We start from the raw sequence: 18,752 nt of genomic DNA, 5'->3' as shown, positions 1-18,752 counted from the left end.
AGGAGAGCTACATATGTAGCTCTTTTTTATTCGAATATTTAGAAATTCTTTATGAACACAACTCAACTTTTTCTCGGCGTAATCTTTAGCTCAATTGGACTCGGTTATTTTCTTTATGGAAAAAAGCAAAAAATGACGGTGCCTTTTATTGTGGGTTTAGTTTTAATGATTTTCCCTTATTTTATTGAAAGTAATGTCTTGCTTAGTGGCATTGGTATTCTACTATCCGTTATTCCCTATTTTTTACGCTTTTAGTGTCATTTCTTAAATGATCTGAATTTCCTTAACTCTTAAGTGATGCATCATCTCTCGAATAAATACAAAGTAGGTACAAATATAAAACTGATCTGGGGCTACTTGGTTTGTGGAGTAGCTCAAACGTTCAATAAAATCATTAAATCCATGCTCAAGCTCGATACGGCCAATTTGCTTTTTAGCACTAAAAAATAACTGACTGAGGTATGTCATAGCAGGATCAGACGTAACAGCTACCCCACTTACATTCAGATTTCTGAGTGGCTGTGACTCGATGATTTCTTCAATAAAATAAATCATCTTTTCGATAGCGAGTTCATCAATCACGCCATGGCCGATACTTTTTGAACCAACAAAACCTAAGCCCTGCTCAATTTGAATGTGCTGGTTGCCTATTTCAAATGATAGTCCATTGAGACCAAGTGAAAATTTTAAAACCGAGTCGGGATGAGTCATAAAAATAACCTACCGTTGAATTTTATTCATAAGATTAATTTCTTTATAACCTTAAATTATGCAAGTTGGTTGAATATTTAGAGTTAATGGCACTAAGCATCATTAACACTATCTATAATAAAAACCTCTTTAAAAAGATGAAAAATCAATCTTATATTCATTCAATCTTACTATTAAAAAATAGAGTATAAGTATGAAAAAATTAGTAATTTTAGGTATTACGATTTATAGCTTTGCACAACTTACCAATGCAGCAACATTAAATGTAAAGCCATATGGCACAACACAAGATGGTCAAAAAGTTGAACTCTATACCATGAGCAATAACAAAGGAGTCTCAATTTCTTTTATTAGCTTCGGTGGTGTAATTACACAGATTTTGACTCCCGATGCCCAAGGTAAACAAAATAATATCGTTTTAGGTTTTGATGATCTAAAAGGCTATGAAGTCACTGATACTAAGGAAGGCATTCATTTTGGTGGATTGATTGGCCGTTATGCGAACCGTATTGGCAATGCTAAATTTAGCTTAGATGGAAAAACGTATAACCTTGAAAAAAATAATGGCCCGAACTCATTACATAGTGGTAATCCGGGTTTTGATAAACGTGTTTGGCAAGTTAAGCCCCTCGTTTCCAAAGGTGAAATCGTTAAAGCTTCGCTTAAGTTAACCAGTCCAAATGGTGATCAAGGTTTTCCTGGAAAATTAGATGTAGAAGTGATCTATAGCCTTTCAGATCAAAATGAATTCCAGATTGAATATAAAGCAAAAACTGATCAACCGACAGTCGTTAATCTCACCAACCACAGTTATTTCAACCTGTCGGGCGCTGGGAACAATCCTTATGGCGTACTAGATCATGTGGTACAACTTAATGCAGACCGTATATTGGTAACCGACCAAAATTCCTTACCAACAGGTGAAATTGCTTCAGTTGCAGGTACACCTTTTGATTTTCGAACGCCTAAGGCGGTTGTGAAAGATATTCGAGCGAATAATCAGCAATTGGCCTATGGATATGGCTATGACCAAACTTGGGTAATTAATCAAAAATCTCAAGGTAAACTCAATCTTGCAGCTAGTGTGGTTGATCCAAAATCTAAACGAACCATGCAAGTCTTAACGACTGAACCAAGCGTTCAAATGTATACAGCCAATCATTTATTGGGAAATGTGACTGGTGCAAATGGTGTACTCTATCGTCAAGCAGATGCGCTAGCATTAGAAACACAGCATTTTCCAGATAGCCCAAATCAACCGACTTTCCCATCTACACGTTTGAACCCAAATCAAACCTATAACAGTGTCACTGTATTTAAGTTTGGTGTTCAAAAATAGTATTGTGAATTGACACTATATTTATTTAAAAAAGACTCTCAGCTGAATATGACTGAGAGTCTTTTCATTTATTTAACTTTTGTGTTAGGTAAAAGTGCAGTTGCAAAACCAAGTAATGGCAAGAATGAACATAAACCAAATACCCATTCAATGCCGTTAACATCAGCTAAATGTCCCAACCCTGCTGCGGCAATACCACTTACCCCAAACATAAGACCAAACATTAAACCTGCAATCATACCTACACGGCCCGGAACAGCTTCTTGTGCGTAAACCACCATTGCAGCAAAAGCTGATGACAACACCAAACCTGCAATAATTGAGAAAACTGTTGTCCAGAATAAGTTTGCATACGGCATCATTAATGCAAACGGTGCCATACCAATAAATGAAACCCAGATCACCGCTTTACGGCCAATTTTGTCTCCAATTGGGCCGCCTGCAAATGTACCTAAGGCAACGGCTGCCAAGAAGGCAAACAAATGCAACTGAGCTGTTTGAATACTGATGTGGAACTTTTGAATTAAGTAAAAGGTAAAGTAGTTACTGATGCTAGCAATGTAAGTAAATTTAGCAAACATCAATAAACTAATTGTGCTCAAAGCAATAATGAGCTTACGGCCATGCAATTTAGTATGTGCTTGGGTAGCACGTGCAACCACCTGATTTTTAGCATGACTCACTGTCCAACGGCTTACACCAAATAAAACCCAAATTGCTAAAAGTGCAATGATAACCAAGCCCGCAACTGCATGCTGCCCAAATGGAACAATCAATAACGCTGCTAATAATGGGCCAATGGCAGTACCTGTGTTTCCACCCACCTGAAAAGTCGACTGCGCCGTACCAAAGCGCCCACCCGATGCCATTCGTGCCACCCGTGAAGCCTCAGGATGAAAGGTTGCAGACCCTACCCCAATCAGTGCAGATGCACATAACAACACAGCAAAACTTGGTGAAAATGCCAACAAGATAATGCCACAGAATGTGACGACCATTCCGAGTGGGAGAAGATATGGTTTTGGATGTTTATCGGTATAAAGTCCAATCCAAGGCTGAAGTAGTGAACCTGTAATTTGATATACAAACGAAATCAGGCCAACCTCTGCAAAACTCAGCGAAAAGTTTGCTTTTAGCATTGGATAGATGGCTGGTAGCACTGCCTGAATTAAATCGTTCAGTAAATGCGCAACCGCCACGGCGCCTACAATTTTAATAATCATTCCTTGAGGCTGATCATTTGCAACGGTATTGGCAATACCATCTTTCAATTGTATTGAAGACGTCATACCTGAAAAACTCCAATATTTTTAAATGAGATGCTTATTGTAAATTGTCGCTTATAAAGTTATCTTCCAATAATCATCGTATAAGTGACAATTTTTAGGATAGTTTATGTCCGATTCTCTTATTCAGTCTGATTTGTCTGAACTTGTGATTGGGCTATCTTCTGAGCATTCTTACCGAGAAATCACGCCTACCCATACACATACACGTGCGCAGTTTTTATATGCATCAACAGGGAACATTCAGGTTTTTACACCTAATCATGTGTGGATTGTGCCGCCCATGTGTGCGTTATGGATTCCTGCTCATGTTGAGCACAGCGTAATTTCACTGAGTCATGTGAAGTTAAATACGGCGTTAGTTGAAGTAAATGCTGCTGCTCTAATGGGGCAAGATTGCTTTATTATTCGGGTGAGCAACCTGTTGCACGAACTTTTGATTCGCTTAAACGAAATTGAACGAGAAGACACGCCCAATACTGCGACGTCTCAAGAACTTTCCCGTTCTTTACAAATTTTGATTTTTGAAGAAATTCATCGGGCCAATTTATTGCCTATTCAGATTCCATGGCCAAAAGACAAACGGTTATTAAAAATTTGCCAAGAGTTATTACACACTCCTGATCATTCAAAAGACTTAACAGATTGGGCTGATGAGATTGGTGCGAGTTCTAGAACTTTAATGCGTATGTTCCAAAAAGAAACTGGGCTGTCGTATCGGGCATGGTTACAGCAAATGCATATTGCACTCGCCTTGAGTAAAATCGCGAATGGTGAACCTATTGCTCAAATTTCAGAGTCGCTGGGGTACACAAACCCCAGCGCGTTCAGTGCGATGTTTAAGCGACACCTAGGAAAAACACCTCAGCAGTTTAGAAGTGCCGCGATGTCGCTATAAGTCTTTTTTTTAGTGCGGATCTCATGCTTTTCGAGCAAATCATCAAAATCATGGTAGACATGAAGCTCACGATCTTTAGCTGTTCTGGCATGATCTAAGCGCTGTTCAGGATCGACTAAAACTAGGGTATGTCCATCATCAATCAGACGATCTACCCCTTCTAAGAACATACGTTTACCCACATCGTGGATAAGTGAAATCTGCGTTAAATCAATAACGATCGTGCTTTGGTCAGTTGTCTCATCTTGTAAAATGCGCAACAACATTTCAGCTTCAGTAAATTTCAATACGCCACGAAGCACATACACACTTAATGAAGCATCTTTTCCTGTACGGTAATGACTTTGTACAATTGTTTGTGCGGAAGGTGTACCTTCCATGAGATGTAATCCCATGTCACGAGATAGTCGCTCTAAAATATCGATACCTCGAATACTGTGACCATGCTCATCTAAACGAGGTGAAAAAGCAGCAATACTGACCTGACCCGGCAGCACACCTAAAATACCGCCTGCTACACCACTCTTAGCAGGAATACCTACAGTCGACAGCCAGTCACCTGCAGCATCATACATACCACAGCTCATCATGACACTGAGCACTTGTCTAACCACAGATCGGTTTAACAAACGCTTTCCAGTTTTAGGGTCGACCCCGCCATTGGCAAGTACACTGCCCATACGTACCAAGTCTTTAACTGTAACCATGATCGCACATTGACGAATGTAACCATTCACAATATCGACAGGGTCAGTTTCTAAAATCCCTACCGTTCTCAACATATAACCGATCGAAAGATTACGGTAGGCTGTTTTGACTTCCGAATCATAAACAGACTCATCAAAACTTAATTCGCGGCCTGCAAGCTCGCTCATAAAACGGCGTAAAATTTCTGCACTATGTAAACCATGCTTGACCTGAATCAAGGAATGTACAGTAATTGCGCCAGAGTTGATCATCGGGTTTTTCGGACGTCCGTCTTTACCCAATGAAATTTCATTGAAGGCTTCACCCGAAGGCTCTACCCCTACTTTCGCAAGTACTGCATCAATGCCAAGTTGTTGTAAAACATAAGCATATACAAAAGGTTTAGAAATTGATTGTATGGTGAATTCGACATCATCATCACCAACCGAATAAATTTCGCCATCTACCGTAGACATTGCTAAAGCTAATCGATCTGGGTTTGCATTTGCCAACTCAGGAATATAATCGGCGAGATGACCACTGTTGTCGATGTCACAGGCTTCTATAACATTTGCCAAATATTCTGGGAGAGGGGTTTTCATGGTCAGTAACCTTAAATGAGGAGATTCACAACATCGCGCAAAATTTCAGCACAACCTGCTGATAATATTAAAATTATATCTTTTGTAATGATTTAAATATCACGCTATAAGTATTGTAATTGCTATGACTTATTCATTTCAAGCTCATTATAGGTTTTTCAAAACTTTAAACTGAAGATTAGCTTATTCTTTCTACAAACAAGATTCCATTTAAATGATCGACTTCATGTTGAACAATACGAGCAGGAAAACCATGAAAAATTGTTTCAACAGCCTCTCCCTTAAGCGTTAAGTATTTGACCTTGACCATTTCTGCACGCTCAACTTGTCCTCGTTCGTCTGGAACACTTAAGCAGCCTTCTTCACCCAAAAGCGTTTCATTTGAGAAATCTAAAATTTCAGGATTCACCATCACCACAGCATCCATTTCAGGTGCATCGGGATAACGTGGATTTGGACGAGATGCCACAATAATGACGCGTTTAGAAATATAAACTTGCGGTGCAGCAATCCCTACCCCATTGCGTTCAAGCATGGTTGCTTGCATAGCGGCTGCCAACTGATAAAGCCAATCACTGTTTAACTCATTTGCCGAGACAGGAGCCGCAATCAATTTCAAAATATCTTCACCACGCTTCGCGACAGGTAAAACTACACTCATCCCTTGAATCTCTCATTAAATTGGCTATGACGAGTTTTATTGTGTCGCTGAATGACTCAAAAGAAAAGTCATTCCTACATCTGTTTTTGTTTCATCTAATGCGTTTTTTGTTTTAAAGCTTTTTTATTTGTGTGATGAAAATCTAAACCTCCGTATAGAACAAATTTCCTCCATTTACTTTTACTTCACTTTTCCATTAATATCCAAACTTCAATTACAACAATTAAGTAAAAAAATGGATCAGGACTTAACTTTGCAGGATGCGAACTATCTTAATAAAGAAGATAAACGAACTCTTGCCCTTTCTTCATTAGGGGGCGCTTTAGAGTTTTACGATTTCGTGATTTATGTGTTTTACGCCAAGATCATTTCCGACCTCTTTTTCCCCAGCACGCTTAGCCCATTTTGGGCCATGCTCAACACTTACGGTATTTTTGCAGCAGGTTACTTTTTTAGACCTTTGGGTGGAGTTGTTATGGCCCACTTTGGTGACTTGGTCGGACGCAAAAAACTATTTTCACTTTCTATTTTACTGATGGCACTGCCTACCCTGTTTATCGGGATATTGCCGACCTTTGAAAATATTGGATATTTGGCCCCCCTACTTTTATTACTTATGCGAGTGGTGCAAGGGATTGCGATTGGTGGTGAAATTCCAGCCGCATGGACCTTTGTATCGGAACATGTGCCTGAAAGAAAAATTGGACTGGCAAATGGTTTACTCACCGCTGGACTGTCTTTAGGAATTTTACTAGGCGCACTGATGTCTTTATGGATTTCACTGAATTTTAGTGAGGGACAAATCCATGACTGGACATGGCGTATTCCTTTCATTGCAGGTGGTATTTTTGGTCTAGTTGCACTTTATTTACGGACTTATTTAAAAGAAACGCCTGTGTTTAAAGCCATGCAGGCCCGTAAAGAAATTTCAAAAGAAATGCCTGTAAAACAAGTCTTAAAAACGCATAAAACAGCCGTTGCGATTGGTATGTTATTTACGTGGTTTTTAACGGGCTGCGTGGTGGTGGTAATTTTAGCCATGCCAAATTTATTGATTGGTTCATTTGGCTTTGAACGCGCACAGACTTTTGAAATGCAAAGTGCCGCCATTGTCATGCAAATGGTCGGCTGTATTTTGGCAGGCTATTTTGCTGACCGCTTTGGCTGTGGCAAAGTCATGATGGTCGGTGCACTTGCTGTGGCACTTACAGCGGCAGTTTTTTATAACAGTTTGGGGCACGCGGCACATTCAACCATTTTTGGTTTATATATGTTGTTGGGTTTATGCTCTGGTACTGTCGGCATGGTGTCGAGCAGTATGGTTAAAATGTTCCCCGCGCCTGTTCGCTTCTCGGGCATTTCATTTTCTTATAATTTGTCTTATGCAATTGTTGGTGGTATGACCCTGCCTTTAGTACATTGGCTCAGTCAATATAGTGATATTGGTGCGATGTATTATATTTTCGCGCTGACTATTTTAGCCTTTGTGACTGCCTTTGTATTTTGGAATAAGTTTGAAAAAAACAGATATTAAACGCTTTAATTTATTAAATAAAAAACCACGCCGATTGCGTGGTTTTTTTAATGCTGCTTACTTTAGAAAGTAAAGCCAATATTAAAGTTAATACGGTATAGCCATTTATCACTGTTTGGTGAAGTGGCAGAGGTATAACCCGTTGAGTTGGTCGAGCCACCAATAATGTTGGAGTTTTTACCCCACGTATAATCCGCCCAAACCATAAATGGTGAAGCAATAAACATCATACCTGTTGTGTTCATTTGCGAGTCGGACCAATCATCACGTTTTTTATCGAGATAACTATAGTCATTATAAAACTTAATGGCTTTTAGTTTCCCCATATTGGTCACAGGCAACGTATAGGCAAGGTTTAAACTGGCAATCGTACCTTCCGAAGCAATGAAATAAGCAGGTGTAAAACCATTATTGCCCATTAAGGTCATGTCACTATTTACACCATCTGGATTTTTAGCATCATATTGATAATGAATGACTGAGCTTTGTAAATTAAAGCGTTTGTAGTTGTTTTCGGTATGCAAACCGACTGCATAATATTTACCGTCTTTATCGGTCACTTTGTTATGTAGCTGAGCGATTGCACCCGAGACACCAAACTCTTGCTTACCGAAATCAGTTTCTAACTTGCGCACAATGCGGGTATTAAACTGATGACGTTTTTCATTCTGATAAGCTTTTTGAGATGGAAATGCATTTTCTTGCAAGTCATCATAAGTTGCACTTTCAGGTGAATAACGCAAGTTGGTCTCTAACATTTGCGGATAATAACCGAGTTTTACATCCCAATCTTTGTTGTGATAATTCCAGTTAAGCCCCGGTGCAATGTTATTGCCATATCCTAAAAAGAATGGAATATGATAGGTCCAGCCATTTTGCGGATAGGGATAAATCGTAAATGGTTTATAAACCAAACCCGCTTCAATGCTGTTATTGGCATCTAGGTCATAGCCCACGTACGCTTTTTCAATGGACGTTTTCTGTTGGTCTTGAAATAGATAGCTGGCGTTGATGTAAGCATCATCAAACTTACCTTTTAGATCGACTCTGAAAATATCAAAATAGAGCTTACCGAAACCGCGGTTTGGGCCTTCCCAATCTTCATAGCGCTGATTTAACCGAACCACCCCACCTAACTTTAATGAGTCGGTGCCGTCATCACTTTTCCATTCAAGCAATGAGTCTTTTGCAAATGCATTGACGCTTACCCCCAGCGTAAGCGGTGCAATGAATGCCATGATCAATGAAGTCTTTTTCATCTCTACATCCTTGATTGAGTTCCAGCATCCTGCTGGAACTTTATTTGTTTTACCTGTAAAACTTAGTTTTTATTGTTTTTTAGACAAAAAAATTTATCTAAAAAAAGGATGGCTTAGCAGCTCCCATCGCATATGTACTAAACCATCCAAACTGGTTAATACAGTTTCTTTTGCGGTGGACCCGCGAAGTTTAATGGTCCAATCGAGTTCATATCGAGCTCGATCACAGTTGGTCCTTCAAAAGCGACTGCCTCTTGAATAACCGTTTTAAACTCATCTGCACTACCCACTTTCCAGCTTTTCACACCCATTGATTCGCCGAGAAGTTTGTAGTCAGGTGTATGCAATTCATTGAAATACTGACGACCACCAAAGTAGTTATTTTGAATGCCACGCATTACGCCATAACCACCGTCATTCATAATCATTAAGACCATATTGGTGTTTTCTTGCACCATGGTTGCAATTTCACCAATGCCAAGCATTAAGCCGCCATCACCGACTAAACCAATTACTTTTTTGTCAGGGTTAGCAACCGAAGCACCGATTGCAGTTGCAAGGCCTAAACCAATTGCACCAGCGAGTGAGTGGATGTTTTGGTTTGGCGCTTGTACTGGGAATAAACGACTACCCCATGTACTACCCGACATGGTGATGTCACGTACAAAAATGCCGTCTTGCGGTAAAGCTGCACGTAAGTGATCACAAATTAATGCGTACTGATCGATTTGTTTACGAAGTGCATCAATTGCAGCCTGTTTTGCTGCCACTACAGCAGCATCGTAATCGGCATCAACTTTTGAAGTACCTTGAAGTTGTTCCAACACACGTGTTAAGACATCTTTGGCATCGCCACAAATGAAGTTGCGGATTTTGTAATTACGTTGCTGAGCCACTGGGTTGGCATCTACCTGAATAATATTTTCAGGGAACTCAACCGAATAGGTTTTAGTTTCATTACTACGTAAACGAGAACCCACCACAACCATTAAGTCAGCATCTTTTAATAACTGCTCAACACCTGCCGAGTTATGGAAAGCACCTAAACTACGTGGGTGATCATCTGCCAAAACACCGCGGCCGTGCGTAGACGACACAACCGGAATACCTAAATCTGCAATTGCTTTAACTTCAGCAACACTGTTTAAAGTTCCACCACCAATCCAGAAAATCGGACGTTTTGCTTTTTTGATTTCGCTTACAAGAAGATCAATTTCAGCTTGTTCTGCCTGTGGCAACTCAAGTGCTTTCACTGGCCCAAGATTAAGTGGTAAATCAATTTCTGCTGCTTGTACATCAATTGGTAATTCAACACTTACCGGTCCCATTGGAACTGTAGTTGCTACTCGAATTGCTTCACGAATCACGCCAACAGCATTGTCTGGGCTGGTAATGCGAAATGCCGCTTTGCTTGATGCGCGCAAGAATGTAAGTTGGTCTTTAGTTTCATGAATGAAGCTTGCATCACGGTCGAGATATTCACGCTCAACTTGACCCGTTAAATGCAATACAGGGCTACCCGCATTCATTGCTTCAATGAGTGAACCTACTGCATTACCTGCACCAGCACCCGTACTGGTTAACGCTACACCTAGGCCTTTAAAGCGTGAGTGTGCATCTGCCATGGTGACTGCGCCAGCCTCACCGCGTGCTGCGACAAAACGCATTTTTTCACGGCGCCCTACTGCATCTGCAATAGGTAAATTGTGGATGGAAATAACACCATAAATACTATCAACTTGGTGCGCTTCTAAAACTCTTGCGATTGCTTCGCCTACATTTACACGTTCAGTCATGTCTGTTCCTCAAAATTTGTTTTCAGTCCTTGAATTTATTAATCGCACCAAGGGTTAGGCTGTTCATTCAGCCCCATATAAATACTCTTTTGTTGCATGTACGATAAAATGCCCAAACGGCCTTTCTCGCGCCCGATTCCACTGTCTTTAAAGCCGCCAAATGGCGCACTAATCGAGAATTTTTTGTAGGTATTAATCCATACCGTTCCCACTTCTAATGCACGTGCGATGCGCCAAGCTTTACGATAACTTTCAGTCCAGATACCTGCGGCAAGACCAAAACAACTGTCATTGGCTTGAGCAATTAAATCTTGCTCGTTGTCATATTTCATAACGACTAAAACAGGGCCAAAAATTTCTTCCTGACAGGTTTGAGCACTGTTATTTAAGCCCGTGATAATGGTCGGTAAGTAATAGCTTCCTTTGGCATAGTCACCAGTCGTAAGTGCCTCACCACCAATCAGAACCTGACCACCTTCGCTTTTAGCAAGCTGTACATAGCGATCAACTGACTGCAAATGCTTGTCATTGACCAGTGGCCCTAAATGCACACCTGCCTGTTCCGGATGGCCCACACGTAAACCTTTGGTAATTTCAACCAAACGCGTTAAAAACTGATCGTAAAGACTGCTATGAATAAACAAGCGAGAACCTGCAATACACGCTTGGCCTGCCGAGCTAAAAATACCGTAAGCCACACCTTTAGCAGCCAGTTCGACATCTGCATCCGGTAAAACGATGGTTGGTGACTTACCACCTAACTCAAGCGAAGTGGTAATGAGTTTATCTGCGGCAATATGTGCCAAATGACGACCCGTGGTTGTTCCACCTGTAAAAGAAATTTTACGAACCAATGGGTGCTGAGCAATGGCATCACCAATCACAGAACCACGCCCCACTAACACACTGAGTAAGCCTTTTGGTAAACCTGCTTCTTCAAAAATTTTGGCAAGCTCTAAAGCAATCAGTGAAGTCGCTTCAGCTGGTTTTAACACCACGGCATTTCCTGCTGCCAAAGCTGGAGCAAGCTTTTGAACTTCACTCGCGATTGGAGAGTTCCACGGCGTAATTGCTGCCACAACGCCGACAGGTTCATGCACGCTCATAGTCATAAAGTCTGGAGCACGTTGAGTGGTGAGCTCGTCATTCATTGTTTCACATGCCGCCGCAACATAACGTGCAGTTGCCGCAGCACTCATCACCAAACCACGAGTTTCGGTTAAAGGCTTACCATTATCACGTGTTTGTAATTTTGCTAACTCATCTACACGCGCTTCAATAATGTCTGCAACTTTGTAGAGAATACGTGCGCGCTCATGCGGCAAGCTGTTTCTCCAGCTCGGTTGACGCCAAGCCTGATCTGCTTTTTCAATTGCCTCATTTACATCATCAAGCGTTGCTGTTGAAAGCTCAGCGTTTACCGACTGATCTGCCGGAAACAGGCTTTGAATGACTGCACCACGGCCTAATCGCCATTCACCTGCAATATAAATTTCCTTTGCCATGATCAAATCCTTCTTAAATCTGTATTGCTTCTACACTGTTGCGACAAGCACGAATCACGCTAAGCGCAGCCAAAGTTGATGTTTTTGGATTACTTGGTAACGGCACGCCCACCAGTTCAATGGTCATTTGTCCAAAGCCACCTTCTGCCACAATGGTGTGTTTGTTTTTGTTGATGGTTGGATCAACAGTTAACTCAACCATGGTTTCATCCATTCCAAGCCCTGCAAGTGCAATCGTTGCTGCAACGTTGGCATTGGCCGGAAATTTCATGGCAGCTTCACGGGCAGTTCCTGTAAAAAAGACCGTAGGTTCTGAAACATGGTCTAAATCGACCAATTGCTCTGCATAACTGCCCTTCCAGCTTTTTGGACTTTTACAACCTTTATAAGTGACCTTTTGCAAGCCACCTTCTTTAGCAGCAGAAATACCGTCAATACCTGCGATAGCCCCTGCCAGTAAATGCAGATGGGCATCATTTTTTTCGGCAGTTTGCTTAAGCTGAACCAAAAATTCACTATCAGCCAAAGTACCCACCGAAATCAGACCAATGGTCCAGCCTTTCGCTAAAACTTTTTGAGCATGCTCTTTTACTGCTGCTTGACCTGCCACCTCAATGACATAGTCTGGGGTACCATCACATTGCTCAATATCTGAAATCACCTGAATCTCGGAAGAGACTTGTGACTGGACTTTTTCAATGCTGCGAGATGGCACTACAATCCATTTGAGTTGCAGATCTTGAGGCAAGTGGGCATACACTTCTGCCGCCATTGCGCCAAAACCAATCATCATCAACTTTTTCATGACAGCACCTGATATTTATAAATGTTTGTTAAAACCACCTGAGACATCTATTGCCGAACCTGTGGTGTAAGATGCCAATGGTGATGCCAAGAAAACTAAAGCACGTGCTGGCTCTTCCGGACGGCCTAAACGCTGCATAGGAATGCCACGATTTTTTGCGATATTCCCAGTCCACTCTTCCCATGACAGATTTAAATCTGAACGGGTTTCATAACGGCGTTTCCACTGCGCAGATTCGACCATTCCAAGTAAAATCGAGTTCACACGAACGCCATATTGAGTAAACTCATGCGCTAATGAATGGGTTAAATTCAACAGCGCAGCGCGTGCAGATGAAGTCGCAATCATGTGCGGTTCAGGTTGCAATGCCAGTAACGAGTTCACATTGGTAATAGAGGCATTTGCCGACTGTTTTAAGTCGTCGAGAAAAGCCCGTACCGGATGTAAAACACTGAAATATTTCAGCTCAATTTCTTTCATCCAGTCTTCATCTTGTGTGTTTTCAAAATTTGAAACACGGCCTTGCCCAGCATTGTTAATGAGCATGTCCACATTGCCCAAATTGAGTTTGACCTCTTTGGCAAACTGCTGAACTTCTTCTTTTTTCAATACATTGCATGCTTTGGTAAAAATATTGGCATGTGGAAATTTTTCCAAAATATAGCGTTTAGAAGAATTTAAACGTTCTTCATCGCGACCACACCAAGCAACTTTTGCACCCTCTGCAACCAGTATTTCAACAGCAGCCAGCCCAATCCCAGATGAGCCACCGGTAACAACTGCAACTTTTCCTTCAACTTGGAAGCTCATAATCCTTAATCTCTCTTACGATTGTTCCTGAATCGTCAACATAATTTGGTTAAATGCTTGCGGTTGGTCGACATAACTTAAATGTCCTGCATCTTCTATGACGAAGCGCTGTTCCAACTGCAATTCCTGAGCAAGCTCTTGTATACCTGACGCAGGAGTGATTTGATCTTGTTGCCCTGCAATCACTGTGCATGGGACTTTTAAATCGGTTAAGTAATTACGTATTTCGTCATATGCAAGTAAGTACGATGCATGTGTGAAACCCTGTAGGGTCAACTGCTGCATCACCTCTGAAACTAAAGCTAAGGCTTGTGGCTCTTGTTTATAAATCAAATGAGGTCCACGGCTTTCGGCCATTCCTTTAGCACCAAGTTCTTTCAACATTTTTGGTCTTTTTTCAAAAACCTGAATTTGTGTTTGTTCATCGTGGCGCTGGTAGCCTTGAGCTAAGTTAGCGACAACCAAGTGTTCCACTCGCTCTGGGTAAAGTGCAGCAAATGCACTGCTCTGTAAGGCACCTAAGGAGTGTCCCACTACAATCGCTTTTTCAATTTTTAAAGCATCGAACAACCCTGCCAAACGCTTTGCGTAGTCGATCGCATTGGGCTGATCCGTTAAAAGTTCAGCTGATTTGCCATAGCCCGGTGCGTCCCAGGCAATGACATGAAAATGATGAGACAACATTTCAAGTTGGTTTACCCATGAAGCAGAACCTGAACTAATGCCATGCAACAGCATAAGGTGCTCACCTTGACCGGCTTCCCGATAAGCTTGCTGCTTGCCTTGAACAGTAACGGTTTTCACCGGAAATTCTGCTAACTTTTCAATGAGTGTCATCATTTTCAATTCTTTCCTTTTATTCACTTCATCAAACAATTAACGTTTGATTTGAGACAATGGATGCTCTGGTGGATAGTTTGGAATCGTTGGTTTACCTGTTCCCAACATCACACACATCAAGGCATCTTCTTGACCTGGGTTAAACAGACCACGGTAAATACCCGGTGGAATTGAAATCAGGTCACGCTCTTTTAAACGGGTTTCAAATTTTTCGCCGTTGTGCTCAATAAACAAATCAATTTCGCCGCGGAGCATAAAGAAAACTTCTTCAACGTCGTGGTGAATGTGCAAAGGACCTTCACACTGTGGTGGTAGAACCATGGTTGAAAACGTGAAGTTTTCTGCTGGAACGGTGTTACCGTCATTTGCAACACCTGTTGCACCCGTACCCATGTAACGCATTTGTGCACGGCGATATTTCGGGTCGTAATCTGCTTGGAACTTCAAAGCATCGAAGTCGTATTTACGTGTCTCAAAGCGAGCAATACGTGTGTTTAACCAATCTTCTAAAGAAGCACCCTCTGGTTGTGCCCACGATTCGAATTGTTGTGTAGTCATTTTTTAAACTCCTATACAGTGAATTAATAACGTTTTAAAAGAGGAACCAAGAACAACGACCCAATGACAGCGACAGCAGCCAAGAAGGTAATTCCTAAATTAAAACTATGTGTTTGCATCACGATGTAACCGATAAGAACAGGCGCAATTGCACTTGCAAAATTACCTAAACCGTTAAATATTCCACCCGCAGTCGCCCCTACATTTGAGGTCGTTACTCTTGCAAGCAGAGCAAATACCGCAGCTACTCCAAAACCCCATGCCATAGCACTTAAAGACATGGCAGCAATAATCAATAATGGCTCAGTCATAATGACCATCACATACATGAAGATGCCCGCGAGTAATAAACCGCTAAATACTTGAATTGCACGGCGGCCTAACTTGTCAGATAAAAACGCACCAATAATTTCGCCAATTAACATGGCAATGAACGGAAAACTTGAATACATCCCAAACTCTTTGAGATTGAATCCTTTGTCTTGCATTAAGTAAGAAGGAACCCAGCTGTTTAAACCCCACAAATACGTCATCAACGCAATGTTAAAGAGACAAACCAACCAGAATGCGCTGTTGCTGAGCAGCAATTTAGTATTGGCAATGTGACCTTTGAAATTAGTGCGTTTACTTTCGCCCTCAATTTCGACAGTTTTCTTGAGCTGCAAGTTACGCAGGCCAAAAACAATGCTAAAAATCGCAATCAGGGTTAGCGCAGCCATCACAAAAAAAGTGGTGTGCCAGTCGTGGTGAGCTAAAACATTTGCAGTGATCGGGAACCCAAGGAATGCACCTATCGGTGTTCCAAGTAAGAACATGGTAGAAGCACGTGCCTGCTGCCGGTCCGTATAAGTCTGCTTAACAATGGTGTATGCCAAGGCAAATAACGGGCCTTCTGCTAAACCAAGCAGTACACGTAAAACCAACATGCCTGAATAACTGGTGGTGAACCCCATACAGAACATGAGTACGCCCCACGATGTTACGCTCCAGAACAGCATTTTCTTTGGGTTAAAAATGTCACCCAAAAAGCTTAGAAAGACTGATGAAAAACCATAAGCAAGTAAGAAACTTGTCATGAGCCATCCGAGCTTGGCCTTATCTTCAGCAATTCCCATTGCACTTTGAAAATGAGGATCTGAAAATAAAACCGCAATACTAATCTTGTCGAAAAATGCCAATACCACACACACCATAAGGACAAAAGCAGGCACCCAATGCTTCAATCCACTTTTTTCTTCATTACTCATGCGTCATTCCTTCGATTTGGTAATGAGAACCAGATTTAATGCTTACGGTTTTAACTTCATGACATTAAATTCGGCATCTGCTAATAATTTTGGATCTAAAACGGTGTTGGCTTGCATCCAACGTTTTGCCAGTTTGATCAGTTTCGAATCATTAATGGCAATCATATTCAGCAAACGATTTTCATGGTCCAGATATAAATAACTCACCTGATCCTCACCACCTTGGCGAATCACTACTTCTTTGGTTCTATCTGGTTGATACGTACCTAAAATCTGAATATTGAAGTGGTACTGATCAGACCAGAGCCATGGAATATCGGTATATTCAGTATCAATTCCGAGCATTGATTTTGCTGCTGCAATCGCTTGATTTTGTGCATTTGCCCAAGACTGAATGCAATAACCCAAGCTCGGATGAATTGCGACATCACCTGCGGCATAAATGTTTTGATCTGAGGTTTGCCCAAAACAATTCACCACAATGCCATCTTTCACATCGAGACCAGCGTGCACACCTAACTCTTTGGCAATTTCAGCACCAGCACCTACCACAACACAGTCAAATAACTGGCTATGTTGAGGATGGTTCACCACTTCAACTTTCTGATTCGGTGCTTCAACCAAATGAAGGCTTTTGCTGTCTAAATGAATTTTTGTGCCTTGTGTTTCATGCATATTTTTTAAAAATGCAGAAACTTCCGGACTCACACTTCTTGCACATAAGCGGTCGCCATATTCAAAAACATGTACCTCTTTACCTTGCTTACGTGCAGTTGCAGCAATTTCTAAACCAATCCAGCCGCCGCCAATCACAGCGACATTTTTTGCATTCTTTAAAATTTCAGCCAAACGTTCACAGTCATGCACATTACGTAGGGTCACAACATTTGGAATAAACTGCCATGTATTGACGGGTACACGTGCACGGCTTCCAGTTGCAATCAGCAATTTGTCATACGGTAAAACTTGGCCACTTTCTAAATGAACCTGTTTTTGCTCACGATCGACTTTTGTTGCAATTTCTGGTTTATGCCATTGAACGTTGAACTCTTGAACCTGTTCAGGTGAGAACAGATTCAAACTTTCATAAGTAGCTTCTTTTGAAAGGACTTGCTTAGACAGTGGTGGACGCTCGTAAAACACCTGGTCTTCATTTGAAACCACGTGAATTTCGCCCACATAACCATTTTGGCGTAAGGTACTTACTGCCCAACCCGCTGCCTGTCCAGCACCTACAATTACGATCTTTTCCATAGCCATCTTCCTTGTAAAGCAATCCCTGTTAAACAGGCTTCACCTGACGGCGGGTTGTGTCATCAAGACCACCTTCAATCGCCCATTCGGTGAAAAGCTCTAGACGATGCTCTTCTACACGTGGCTGCCATTCTTCTGTCAAATAGTCATCGTTAGTGTAATATTCAAATGCACCACCTAATGGTGAGTTGACGTACCAGAAATAAGCAGAAGAAATTGGGTGACGTCCCGGTCCAATAAAAGTTGACCACTCCGAACGATTCATATTTAAACCGCCCCCAATCACCTCATGGATATCACGTACTACAAACGCAACGTGATTTAAGCCAGCAGGTTTATTTGGAACACTGAGCAAGAATAAATCATGGTGATAACCTTCACCGCGACAACGTAAGAATGCACCGCGATTTTTGTAGGCATCAGATAAATGGAAACCTACTTTCTCGATATAGAAGTTCTCAGTTGTTGCCAAATCCGGTGTGAAGAACACCACATGTCCAATCGCAACAGGTTGACCCTTTTCATAGACAGGACTTGCTGCATTAACACGTTGAATGTTGCCGTATTGATTAATACCTTCCGTTTTAAGTTCTTGAACATCTTTAACAAAACTTTGTTCAAAACGAATGGTCATGCCATTTGGGTCAAGACACTGAACTGTATTTTCAGTACGTTTAAAACCGTCTACATCGACCAAACGAGTTGCCAAGTCATCAAGGTCTTGAGCACTTTCAACACCCCACGTAACTTCACGCAAAGTTGAACCTTGCTCAATAGCAGTTGGCAAACGATCATCATCACAATTAAATAGATAAATCTTGCTACCATTTTGGGTTTGGTAAAGATCAGTGCCTTCAATATCCGAACTACTTTGGCTTAAACCAAAATCTGCCAAAAACTTGTTTGAAGCGGCTCTATCTTCAACTCCAAACTTTAAAATCTCGATCCCTGTAATCATTT

18 protein-coding genes are annotated in these 18,752 nt (G+C 41.4%); 4 read left to right on the top strand and 14 right to left on the bottom strand.

What is annotated here, in order from left to right; genetic code table 11:
- The first annotated feature begins 51 nt into the window (after positions 1–51).
- Positions 52–255: an amino acid transport protein gene (locus ACH63V_RS02570; RefSeq protein ID WP_396462637.1), complete on the top strand. Its 204-nt coding sequence runs from the start codon at positions 52–54 to the stop codon at positions 253–255.
- 9 nt (positions 256–264) lie between these two features.
- Here the strand turns inward: ACH63V_RS02570 and ACH63V_RS02565 are convergent, their stop codons facing one another.
- A complete protein-coding gene (locus ACH63V_RS02565; protein WP_396462636.1) occupies positions 265–711 on the bottom strand; it encodes a hypothetical protein in 447 nt (148 codons plus the stop codon).
- Positions 712–904: 193 nt separating this feature from the next.
- Here ACH63V_RS02565 and ACH63V_RS02560 point away from each other — a divergent pair, with 193 nt between their 5' ends.
- Entirely contained in the window at positions 905–2,050 is a 1,146-nt protein-coding gene (locus ACH63V_RS02560; RefSeq protein WP_396462635.1) for an aldose epimerase family protein, read from the top strand.
- A gap of 68 nt (positions 2,051–2,118) precedes the next feature.
- Here the strand turns inward: ACH63V_RS02560 and ACH63V_RS02555 are convergent, their stop codons facing one another.
- The gene (locus tag ACH63V_RS02555; protein WP_396462634.1) at positions 2,119–3,339 is read right to left on the bottom strand and encodes an MFS transporter; all 1,221 of its coding nucleotides are present in this window, start codon (positions 3,337–3,339) and stop codon (positions 2,119–2,121) included.
- Between the two features lie 106 nt (positions 3,340–3,445).
- Here ACH63V_RS02555 and ACH63V_RS02550 point away from each other — a divergent pair, with 106 nt between their 5' ends.
- The gene (locus ACH63V_RS02550) at positions 3,446–4,234 is read left to right on the top strand and encodes an AraC family transcriptional regulator (protein WP_396462633.1); all 789 of its coding nucleotides are present in this window, start codon (positions 3,446–3,448) and stop codon (positions 4,232–4,234) included.
- Here ACH63V_RS02550 and ACH63V_RS02545 read toward each other — a convergent pair.
- Positions 4,201–5,523, bottom strand: a complete 1,323-nt coding sequence (locus ACH63V_RS02545; RefSeq protein WP_348896060.1) for a glutaminase — start codon at positions 5,521–5,523, stop codon at positions 4,201–4,203. The genes ACH63V_RS02550 and ACH63V_RS02545 overlap by 34 nt on opposite strands.
- A gap of 178 nt (positions 5,524–5,701) precedes the next feature.
- A complete protein-coding gene (gene def, locus ACH63V_RS02540; RefSeq protein WP_396462632.1) occupies positions 5,702–6,184 on the bottom strand; it encodes a peptide deformylase in 483 nt (160 codons plus the stop codon).
- Between the two features lie 235 nt (positions 6,185–6,419).
- On the opposite strand from def, the gene ACH63V_RS02535 reads away from it, so the two are divergent.
- Positions 6,420–7,718, top strand: coding sequence for an MFS transporter (locus tag ACH63V_RS02535; protein ID WP_396462631.1), 1,299 nt, complete (start codon positions 6,420–6,422; stop codon positions 7,716–7,718).
- A 62-nt stretch (positions 7,719–7,780) separates the two neighbouring features.
- On the opposite strand, the gene ACH63V_RS02530 is transcribed toward ACH63V_RS02535, so the two are convergent.
- The 10 genes from ACH63V_RS02530 to ACH63V_RS02485 form a co-directional block, all read right to left on the bottom strand.
- On the bottom strand, positions 7,781–8,977 hold the full coding sequence (locus ACH63V_RS02530; RefSeq protein ID WP_396462630.1) for a hypothetical protein: 1,197 nt from the start codon (positions 8,975–8,977) through the stop codon (positions 7,781–7,783).
- Between the two features lie 155 nt (positions 8,978–9,132).
- Positions 9,133–10,773, bottom strand: a complete 1,641-nt coding sequence (locus tag ACH63V_RS02525; protein WP_016141928.1) for a thiamine pyrophosphate-binding protein — start codon at positions 10,771–10,773, stop codon at positions 9,133–9,135.
- 38 nt (positions 10,774–10,811) lie between these two features.
- Positions 10,812–12,278, bottom strand: coding sequence for an aldehyde dehydrogenase (locus ACH63V_RS02520; RefSeq protein WP_174744152.1), 1,467 nt, complete (start codon positions 12,276–12,278; stop codon positions 10,812–10,814).
- 13 nt (positions 12,279–12,291) lie between these two features.
- Positions 12,292–13,083, bottom strand: coding sequence for an aspartate dehydrogenase (locus ACH63V_RS02515; protein WP_000735782.1), 792 nt, complete (start codon positions 13,081–13,083; stop codon positions 12,292–12,294).
- A gap of 15 nt (positions 13,084–13,098) precedes the next feature.
- Positions 13,099–13,893 (bottom strand): SDR family oxidoreductase, encoded by a 795-nt coding sequence (locus ACH63V_RS02510; protein ID WP_396462629.1) that lies wholly within the window; start codon positions 13,891–13,893, stop codon positions 13,099–13,101.
- Between the two features lie 15 nt (positions 13,894–13,908).
- Positions 13,909–14,733, bottom strand: a complete 825-nt coding sequence (locus ACH63V_RS02505; RefSeq protein WP_396462628.1) for an alpha/beta fold hydrolase — start codon at positions 14,731–14,733, stop codon at positions 13,909–13,911.
- Positions 14,734–14,769: 36 nt separating this feature from the next.
- Positions 14,770–15,291: a cupin domain-containing protein gene (locus ACH63V_RS02500; RefSeq protein WP_002117566.1), complete on the bottom strand. Its 522-nt coding sequence runs from the start codon at positions 15,289–15,291 to the stop codon at positions 14,770–14,772.
- 23 nt (positions 15,292–15,314) lie between these two features.
- Positions 15,315–16,538, bottom strand: a complete 1,224-nt coding sequence (locus tag ACH63V_RS02495) for an MFS transporter (protein WP_005803015.1) — start codon at positions 16,536–16,538, stop codon at positions 15,315–15,317.
- Positions 16,539–16,580: 42 nt separating this feature from the next.
- On the bottom strand, positions 16,581–17,792 hold the full coding sequence (locus ACH63V_RS02490; RefSeq protein ID WP_198071509.1) for an NAD(P)/FAD-dependent oxidoreductase: 1,212 nt from the start codon (positions 17,790–17,792) through the stop codon (positions 16,581–16,583).
- Between the two features lie 28 nt (positions 17,793–17,820).
- Positions 17,821–18,750 carry a VOC family protein gene (locus ACH63V_RS02485; RefSeq protein WP_396462627.1) on the bottom strand — a complete coding sequence of 310 codons (930 nt, stop codon included), beginning with the start codon at positions 18,748–18,750 and terminating at the stop codon, positions 17,821–17,823.
- Positions 18,751–18,752: the final 2 nt, after the last annotated feature.

It is taken from the genome of Acinetobacter sp. ABJ-A23_2 (assembly GCF_044538765.1).
Lineage (GTDB): Bacteria > Pseudomonadota > Gammaproteobacteria > Pseudomonadales > Moraxellaceae > Acinetobacter > Acinetobacter nosocomialis_A.
Note: the sequence above shows the minus strand (reverse complement) of the source record. Positions and strands in the feature narration are given on the sequence as shown.